General features: G+C 52.9%; 8 protein-coding genes. 2 read left to right on the forward strand and 6 right to left on the reverse strand.

Annotation, left to right across the window (positions count from 1 at the left end):
- Positions 1 to 411 precede the first annotated feature (411 nt).
- The 4 genes from Q1B15_RS14900 to Q1B15_RS14910 all read right to left on the reverse strand — a co-directional run bounded on the left by Q1B15_RS14900 (position 412) and on the right by Q1B15_RS14910 (position 2,864).
- Complete coding sequence (locus tag Q1B15_RS14900; RefSeq protein WP_299754950.1) at positions 412 to 1,320, reverse strand: DMT family transporter; 909 nt, start codon at positions 1,318 to 1,320, stop codon at positions 412 to 414.
- Between the two features lie 307 nt (positions 1,321 to 1,627).
- Entirely contained in the window at positions 1,628 to 2,242 is a 615-nt protein-coding gene (locus Q1B15_RS14905) for a zinc-binding dehydrogenase (RefSeq protein WP_299754952.1), read from the reverse strand.
- Positions 2,239 to 2,580, reverse strand: a complete 342-nt coding sequence (locus Q1B15_RS23505) for an alcohol dehydrogenase catalytic domain-containing protein (RefSeq protein ID WP_366141733.1) — start codon at positions 2,578 to 2,580, stop codon at positions 2,239 to 2,241. The genes Q1B15_RS14905 and Q1B15_RS23505 overlap by 4 nt, the downstream gene beginning before the upstream one ends.
- Positions 2,581 to 2,714: 134 nt before the next feature.
- Positions 2,715 to 2,864 carry a hypothetical protein gene (locus Q1B15_RS14910; RefSeq protein ID WP_299754955.1) on the reverse strand — a complete coding sequence of 50 codons (150 nt, stop codon included), beginning with the start codon at positions 2,862 to 2,864 and terminating at the stop codon, positions 2,715 to 2,717.
- A 500-nt stretch (positions 2,865 to 3,364) separates the two neighbouring features.
- On the opposite strand from Q1B15_RS14910, the gene Q1B15_RS14915 reads away from it, so the two are divergent.
- Complete coding sequence (locus Q1B15_RS14915; RefSeq protein WP_299754958.1) at positions 3,365 to 3,787, forward strand: hypothetical protein; 423 nt, start codon at positions 3,365 to 3,367, stop codon at positions 3,785 to 3,787.
- Positions 3,788 to 4,879: 1,092 nt separating this feature from the next.
- Here Q1B15_RS14915 and Q1B15_RS14920 read toward each other — a convergent pair.
- Positions 4,880 to 5,257: a hypothetical protein gene (locus tag Q1B15_RS14920; protein WP_299754960.1), complete on the reverse strand. Its 378-nt coding sequence runs from the start codon at positions 5,255 to 5,257 to the stop codon at positions 4,880 to 4,882.
- Between the two features lie 1,038 nt (positions 5,258 to 6,295).
- Positions 6,296 to 6,724, reverse strand: coding sequence for a GNAT family N-acetyltransferase (locus Q1B15_RS14925; RefSeq protein WP_299754963.1), 429 nt, complete (start codon positions 6,722 to 6,724; stop codon positions 6,296 to 6,298).
- Between the two features lie 819 nt (positions 6,725 to 7,543).
- Here Q1B15_RS14925 and Q1B15_RS14930 point away from each other — a divergent pair.
- A partial coding sequence (locus Q1B15_RS14930) for an IS6 family transposase (protein WP_299754965.1) occupies positions 7,544 to 8,067 on the forward strand: 524 nt, incomplete at its 3' end.

Below are 8,067 nucleotides of genomic sequence, written 5' to 3' on the forward strand. Positions count from 1 at the left end.
AGTCACTGCCTGGTTCCAAAACCGAAACAACGCACAGACAAAAACCAAATGGCACTTCACTACTGAGGATGCCAGAACAAAGCTCCTGCACCTATACCCGCAAATTGACTGAATCACGGGACTAGACGAAATAGCATGACGGCTGGTTCAATGGCCTGCTACCTAGTTGGCAGCAAAATCAACGTATCCCCTGCGGGTCTGTGGATGTCTTGCAAAGTTCGTTATTGTTCGCACATTTTGAGCAAAGCCGACATTTGACCATTTCGCAGAATTGGTCAAAATGGGCTCCGAAGCCGCCGTTCGCTGCAGTCTGCCTGAACGGCCGCTATGCGGAGATTGTGTAAAATCTCTATTAGGTTTTCGAGTGGCCCAATGAACGAGTGCTGTCATGCGGGTTCTTCACTCCAGAAATTAACGCGTCCGAAGAGCGATGATGATCCCCGCCAATGCAATGAAAACAATGCCTAGCACCTGCCAGCCCCCAACCGGCTGACCGAACGCGAGCCATGCAAAGAATGGGCCAAAGATCATTACAGAATACTCGAAAACCGAGACATAGGACGGCTCACCTAACTGGTAAGCCTTGATGATCATGAACACACCACAAACCGATCCGATCGCCTGCAGCAGGATTAGCGGCAGAGCATCCCACATGGGCCATACCCATGGCCGGGTAACGAACTGCGCTTCTTCTCCCGGCTGCCACATCGGCCAGATCATCAATGTTGCAGTACCCACGGCGCCCATAATGCCCAACGTGATCCACATCCCGGCCAGCAGCGACACGGTGCTCTCACCGGCGCACAGACTGCGCGTGGCGATTGCGCTCAGCGCATAGAAGAACCCCGCGCAGACAGGGATCAATACTTTCAGGTCGAAATTTGAAGGATTCGGTTGCAGCACAAGAATGATCCCAAAGAACCCGACCGCGACCGCAAGGATACGCCAGAGGCCAATTCGCTGTCCCATCAAACCTGCCGAAATCAGCAGAATGAAGACCGGCGATGTGAAAAGCCCAGCCAACGCCTGCGCAATCGGCATCGTCGCCAGCGCCGAGAAGTAGAACAGCATCGAGATGCCCACCAGCAGGCTGCGCAGCGCCACAGCCCAAAACTGGATCGGCATTAACCCGCCAAGGCCAAGTAACGGGAGAACGGCCACCATCGGCCAGGCAATCGAAGCCCGCATTAGGTGGAACTGCCATAACCCAACATGGCGCGACAACGGCGCGATGAAGTTGTCGATTACGCCGATGATGGCCATCGCGCAAATCATGAAGGCTGCCGCAAGAAGTGGACGGTCAGGTGGCATCACAGACATACTCTCTCCAATGGCGAACGCTCGTCCCGATTTATGTCTTCATCGCGGTCCTGGCGTCGATCCAAGAGAGAAGATCAATACGCTGGATGCAAGATCAAAGCTGATTGCCTAATACACCCTTTGCGACGGATGCTGTGCTCAAAACAGACGACGGCTCTGGGCTCAGAGCCGTCATTCCCGCGGCGTGCACCAATGACCGCTATGCGGTGCGGACATCGCGAGTTGCCTTTCCGCCGCCGTTCATCTTAACGGGTACAAAGACTTTCGCACCTTATAGCTTGTGCAACGAAGCGCAGCATTTCTCAGCTCAGGGCTTGATCACCAATTTGCCCTTTACTTGTCCAAAGCCGGTGCGGCGCAGCGCTTCGGGAACCGAAGACAATGGCATGACGGCTTCTAGATGAGGTGAAATCTCTTCATCTACAGCTGCTCGCCCAACGCGCTCCGTCAATTCCCGGCCACTTGGCACCAAAAATATCCCAATGGATTTCCTTTGAACCCGAAAACGCAGACCTCCGATAACCAAGGAAAGTAGAACGCTCACTCCGCCACCCAATGCACGGTAGACACCTTTTTCCGAAAGACTCGCCGCTATCCGGGAGGGGCTGCGCGTTGCCACCATATCGAGGATACGGTCCCATTTCTTCCCCAAGCTGGCGAAATCCTGCTGACGATAGTCCAAAATCTCATCCGCACCCAGCGACTTGAGCCATTCCGTTTTGCCAGCGTTATCCATAGCAGTAACATGAGCGCCTGCAGCCTTCGCCAGTTGCAGGGCCATTGTTCCTGATCCACCTCCAGCGCCATTAATCAGCAACCTGTCGCCCGGTCGCAAGCCTTCAGTTCCCGCGACGGCGATGCCTCCGGCTTGAGGCAAACAGGCCGCAATTTCATCAGAAAGAACCTCCGGTACGTGGGTCACATCAGCAGCTGGAACGCAAGCATACTCGGCGACCCCCCCCGGGTCATAACGAAGTCGCCCATAACTCTATCGCCAATATTAAAATCTGAAATATCCGGTCCAAGCTTGGCGATTACACCCACGATGTCCGATCCCAACACCGCTTGTTTTGGACGCGTGAAGCCACCCACAAGCCGCGCGTATAACGGGGAACCAACCAGGTGTTCCCAGTCGGATAAGTTCACAGCGCAGGCAAGCACCTTGACCCTAATCTGGGATCTTCGAGGTTCCGGGATCGGAATATCGGCAAGACAAAGATGCTCCGGACCGCCATATCGATCCTGAACCACAGCTCTCATTAGAAGCACTCAAGAATTTGGCGCGACCCTGAACTATCATAGCTCTTCACCTCCCAGAAAGCGCGGCGCATCGCCTCGCTGGAATGGCAGTTAAACCCGCACAACGCGAGGACATGAACACGACAGTGCATTCGCTATTTCCTACTCGGATTGTCTGTCAGCAAGTTGATCATCGTCGCGCCGACGATCCATATTGCTAACATGAGGAAGGTCGCCACAGCTGGTGAATACAGATGGCCAACATAGCCACCAAGCCCGACGACCAATCCGATGGCGCCGTTCATTCCTTGCAGTTCCTTTCGTTTTGATTTCAGCCTCATCGACTTGGCCCTCTCACATACAAATACTTTAGGGACCAATTAAGAGCGACTCGTTGATCCTTATCAAATTCACCCGTCGAAATTCCGCCTTGTCCGCAACTCGGTCATAGGCTCATCGAAATTAAATGTAGCTACAACGAACGGTCACTTTTCTGGCTGCGTTGCAGCGTAGCTCTTGGATCGATTGGGGCTGTCGATTTGCTGCACAAGAAAAGGACGCGATTTCAGTCCGGCCGCTCTGGGCCGTTCATGTTGGTCGCGGCGAGATCGTTTGGCAGGATCGCTGCGATGCGGCTAACGGCAGCAAGGAGCCCGTAGCGAACCTTGCAGGAGGAGCGTCGAATGGCTGCAATGTCCGGCGTTCCGCACGTCGGGTGCTCAAACCTTGCGCTAGACCCGATGATAAAACTAGTATCGCTCTAAACCCAATGCTCACAGTCGCTGCATAAAGAGAGAGCAACACCATGCTAGAATTTCTGAAGATTATTCATTTCTTGAGTTTTTCGGTTGCAATCGGTGCAGGAGTTTCAAATCTCACTCTTGGCGCACGGCTTGCTAACTTTCCACCTGATGCCATGCCTACTTTAGGTGAATTTCGTCTCTTCCTAGGAAAGCTTTCTACAATTGGCCTCGTCTTGCTATGGCTAACCGGGCTATCGATGATTGCGGCGACGAGCGGGACTAATGCTCTAAGTAGCCCAGCGTTTCTCTTGAAACTTGCCGCAGTTATCGTGCTTACCGTGTTTTCGATCATGGCGAATATGACCGTTGCTCAGGCAAAAAAGGCGGGAACCGCACCAGATGCAATTAGAATGAAACGCTTGGGATTGGGATCGCAGGCGATGGCGGTCTTAGCTTTGATTTTCGCAGTCGCTGCGTTTGTTTGATTACATCACCGGACTAATGAAAACGACAATTCTGCGCGCGCCTGCTGTGCCCGCAGAGCAGTCATTGGTGCTTTGTCTGACGTCAGCACTTGTGGAACAGAATTGAGGATTTGAACAACGGAGGATTTCTGGTTCATCGTAACCGTCAAGGAGTGAAGATGAACAAGAAATCGGGAACCCTGCCAGAATGATTCAGATCGTCCGTATGCCTGCCTGAAACCCTTGTTCAGGTTGGACTATCTGGGGTAAGATTCAGACGATCCCTTGGACACAACTAGTGATTTGTGGGCGTTGTCACATTAACTTTTCTAAGTCGAAATATCGAAGTTTCTGAAAATACGTTTTACTGGATTTCAACGACTTACAAGATTTCAAGTCCCATCAAGAAGACGAAATCTGCCGATAACTGAGTTAATGTGACAACACCAGCGCGATGCAGAGAAGCTGGATCCGAATGCGGCGGACGGGTTCAAGGGTGGTGCCAACACGTTTTTCAACAAAGGCACTAATGGGCGGTGGCGAAGCGTTCTGACCTTAGATGATCTTGAGTTGTATGACGATGCTGCGGCACGTGAGTTGACAGAAGATTGCCACCAATGGCTGGAAAACGGGCGACTGAATTCTTAGGCAAAAGTCTCAGGCTGGGCCTCCCCAACGGGATGTAAACCTTATCTGAGATTTCCTTTGTGCCCCCAAACTGTCGCTGGCCGCGCCGAAGGCCAATGCCGGCTCCGGACGATAAGCGCCAGTTGACCGCAATCGAGCCAAGGTCCCCTTTGTCCGGAGGCTGTGTGAAAACTATCGAGAGCTTTCACAAATGCCAAAAATTGCCAGATTTAGGCACGCTCTCGTCGAGCTGAACCATCAAATTAGCAACTCCCGAAAACGAGCGGCGCGAAATCATGAAAATTCCGAGTTTTCACACAGCCTCTCCGCAAAGCGGCCATTGATGATGGGCGCCGCGAACGGCGGCTTTAACCCAAGTGGGCGTTGGCAGGCTTCGAGAATGAGATACGTCGCCGGAGCACTGAAGGTGCGGGCGGTTGGCGCGGGCCTATGTGCTCATGACCGCCTCAAGGCCCACGCGGAGGCTCATTTCGCGTTCTGCAGCACAGTCCAACCGAATGCGAGCACGCCTAGAAGCACCAAGAACTCTGATATTGGTGCAAGCGGCACCATTGCGGCTTCGGTGATAATCTTCGCGAGCATTAAGAATAGCATCAGGTTTACCATAATGGCACCGACGAAGTGCAGCCAGAAATGTGCACTTGCGAGACGGCCCTCGGCCATTGCGGGATAGGCCTTATAGGTCAGCGCGAAGACCGCTGAGAGCACAAAGCCAAGCAGGTTGATATGTGCATGGCTCAACGCCAGAGAATGATCTCCCGATCCGCCCATGTACATTCCGATCACGATGCCCACGACCAGAAAGGCTGAACCAAGTAACATAAAGTTTCGAGATACGTTCATATGACTGTCCCTTTTGTTTTCTTCCTGCCCCAGCATATCACGAAAGCGTGATCGGATAAACCGCGGCTCATAGGGAATAGAGATCGTACCGATTTTGCGCTAAAGATCACGGCTTGCTTTCAGAATTGGTTAAGCTGGTCATATAGATCCTTGCATCCTCTTCGCTGACAACCCGACTGACGTGTCCGCGACCGGCGACATCGGTGCTACGCCAAACTTCGCCAGGCGAAAACCTTCTAACCTGCCCATCACCAGCCTCAATCTCAACGCTGCCCTGAAGCAGAATAGCGAACCCATCACCCGGAGAGTTGTGCCAACCGCTATCCCACCCTGAAGGCACAGAAACAAAGCCAGCGTCAGATGATAGAAAATCAGACTTCAAGACTGGATTTGATTTGGACGCAAAGTCGCTTGGAGAGAAAGAAACCTCTACATCCCGAAAATGGGACACTCCATTTGGATCACTGTAGATTTTCACATAATTCATTTGGGATGCACCGTTTAGGACTTAGCATAACAGGCGTGACAATCTTTTCTGTCTGATTTCACAGACTATTCGGTTTGCGGGCTTCTGTCGAATTTTTGGCACTATCAGGAACGTCCCAAAGGGCAGCTTTGTCCCGCATATGAGACATCGGGCACTGGCGCAGCGAACGGCCGGATTGGAATCTGGCTATTTGGCGCTCAGTGAACGGCCGGTTCGGGGAATTTGCGCTGCGCTGCCGCAGAGCCCGTGCGTCAGGGCCGTGTGCAGAGGCCATGATCTACGCTGCAATCGCATCAGGCCGGTTTGTCCCGCAGAGCAGTCACTGGTGCAGTCCGCAGCGAACGGCTGCTTCGAGCCCAAACGTCCCAAAACGCTATGGTATAGCGAATGGCTGCATTGTTCAGCGAAAAGGAAGGCCAAAACGATCGCTTAGCCGGGCTACACGAGCGAGCGCTCCATGAAATAGACTTTGTCCCGCCAAGCATCCGGGAAGCCTTGGGGGTGCGCTATATCAACGAAACCAGCGTTCCTGTACATTGCGCGCGCATGTGTCAAGAACGTCGCCGACGAGAAAAAACTCGCGTGTATCCGTCGGCTACCATCTGCTCGAACATGCTTTCCAGCAGCTTTTGACCAAGCCCATTGCCCCGGCCCTCTACGCTCACGAACATGCGATTGAATTCAGCCACACCCGGACTTGCCTCGTTGTACATCACACATCCGGCAGGAGTTCCGTTGACAGAGGCAACAAGGATGCCGCCACCCGGCCGCTTGTGCCGTTCAGGCAGGTCTTCGAGGATCGCTTGGAACTTTTCGCGATCCATCGGATGTTCGACCCCAGTCAACCAATCGGGATCAGCCTTAGTCGGCCAATCGCTGGGGTAGTTTTCCCAGTGCCAGTCCAACCATTCTTGGCAGAGTTTACGCGCCGCTTCGACATCTGCATCATCGCGGGCCAACCGCACGAGAATTGCTGTCATTTCTCAGGCCTTTTCACGAAGTGTACGACGAGGCGTACGATCACAAAAGAAATGTGTCAATTGAGCGCACTACGGAAGCGGACATTCGTTCGCTCAGAACTAACGGCGGTAAAGTCTGGAGGCTGTGTGAAAACTATCGAGAGCTTTTACAAATGCCAAAAATTGCCAGATTTGGGCGCGCTGTGGTCGAGCTGAGCCATCAAATTGGCAACTCCCGAAAACGAGCAGAGTGAAATCATGAAGAATCCCGAATTTTCACACAGCCGCTCCACATGGCAGACATTCGTGCGCGTAGCCGCGAACCCCAGCCCAAAGCCAATTACACTTGCGGTCGCATAAGAAACCAAAACTGTCTTGATCCAATTATGCGTTCCAGCACAAAGTCGGTGAGCGATAAGGCCAATTTAAGCGTTGGTTTCTACTTTTCGAGAAGGGCGCGAAATGTACGTTGTAATGACGAGAGTAAAACTCAAGTCTGGTACTCACAAGGCTTGCGCGAAATTGTTCGAAGAAACCAATCCTAACCTTATGGCTAATGAATCGGATTGGTTGGGCGCGAGGATGATATTTGACCGCGACACAGAGGTGGTTACCGTCTTGGCCACATGGAGGAATGTAGAATCCTATACGCGGATGAGCGGCAGCTAAGGGCTGGCAGCAGACCTTTTGGTAGGAATGTCGGTCGACTGCTTCGTGCTGCATAGCAGTCATTGGGGTTTTGTCAGAAGGATTTGAGTTGAGGCGGGCAGGGTGGTCTCTTAGCGTTCACTCATGACAAAATGCGACCCGTTTAAGTACTTTCACAGCAGCCCCTAGGTCATACGCCTGGCGGTTATGCTGTACGTGAGATTTCCACTATCGCTCCGGAATGTAGAGGACCTGCTGCACGAGCGCGGCATCGACATCAGCCACGAAACGGTTCGATATTGGTGGAACCGTTTCGGCCCAATGTTCGCCGCTGAAATCCGACGAAAACGGGTGCAGCAGATGCGGTCATATTCGAACTGGCAATGGCATCTGGACGAGGTTTTCGTGAAGATCAATGGGGAGCGGCACTACCTTTGGCGTGCCGTTGATCATGAGGGAGAGGTGCTGGAAAGCTTCGTCACGAAGACACGGGATCGTAAGGCGGCATTGAATTTTCTAAAGAAAACAATGCGCCGCCATGGATTGCCGAAAACCCTGGTGACGGACAAATTGCGATCTTATGGCGCTGCGATGAAAGTCGTCGGCGATGCCAACAAGCAGAAAACGGGCCGCTGGCTCAATAATCGGGCCGAGAATTCGCACCCGCTGCCTGACAGTGGTTTGCTTGCAAACCATGAAAAGGGGCCATTTCGACG

The organism is uncultured Boseongicola sp., assembly GCF_937988555.1.
GTDB lineage: Bacteria > Pseudomonadota > Alphaproteobacteria > Rhodobacterales > Rhodobacteraceae > Boseongicola.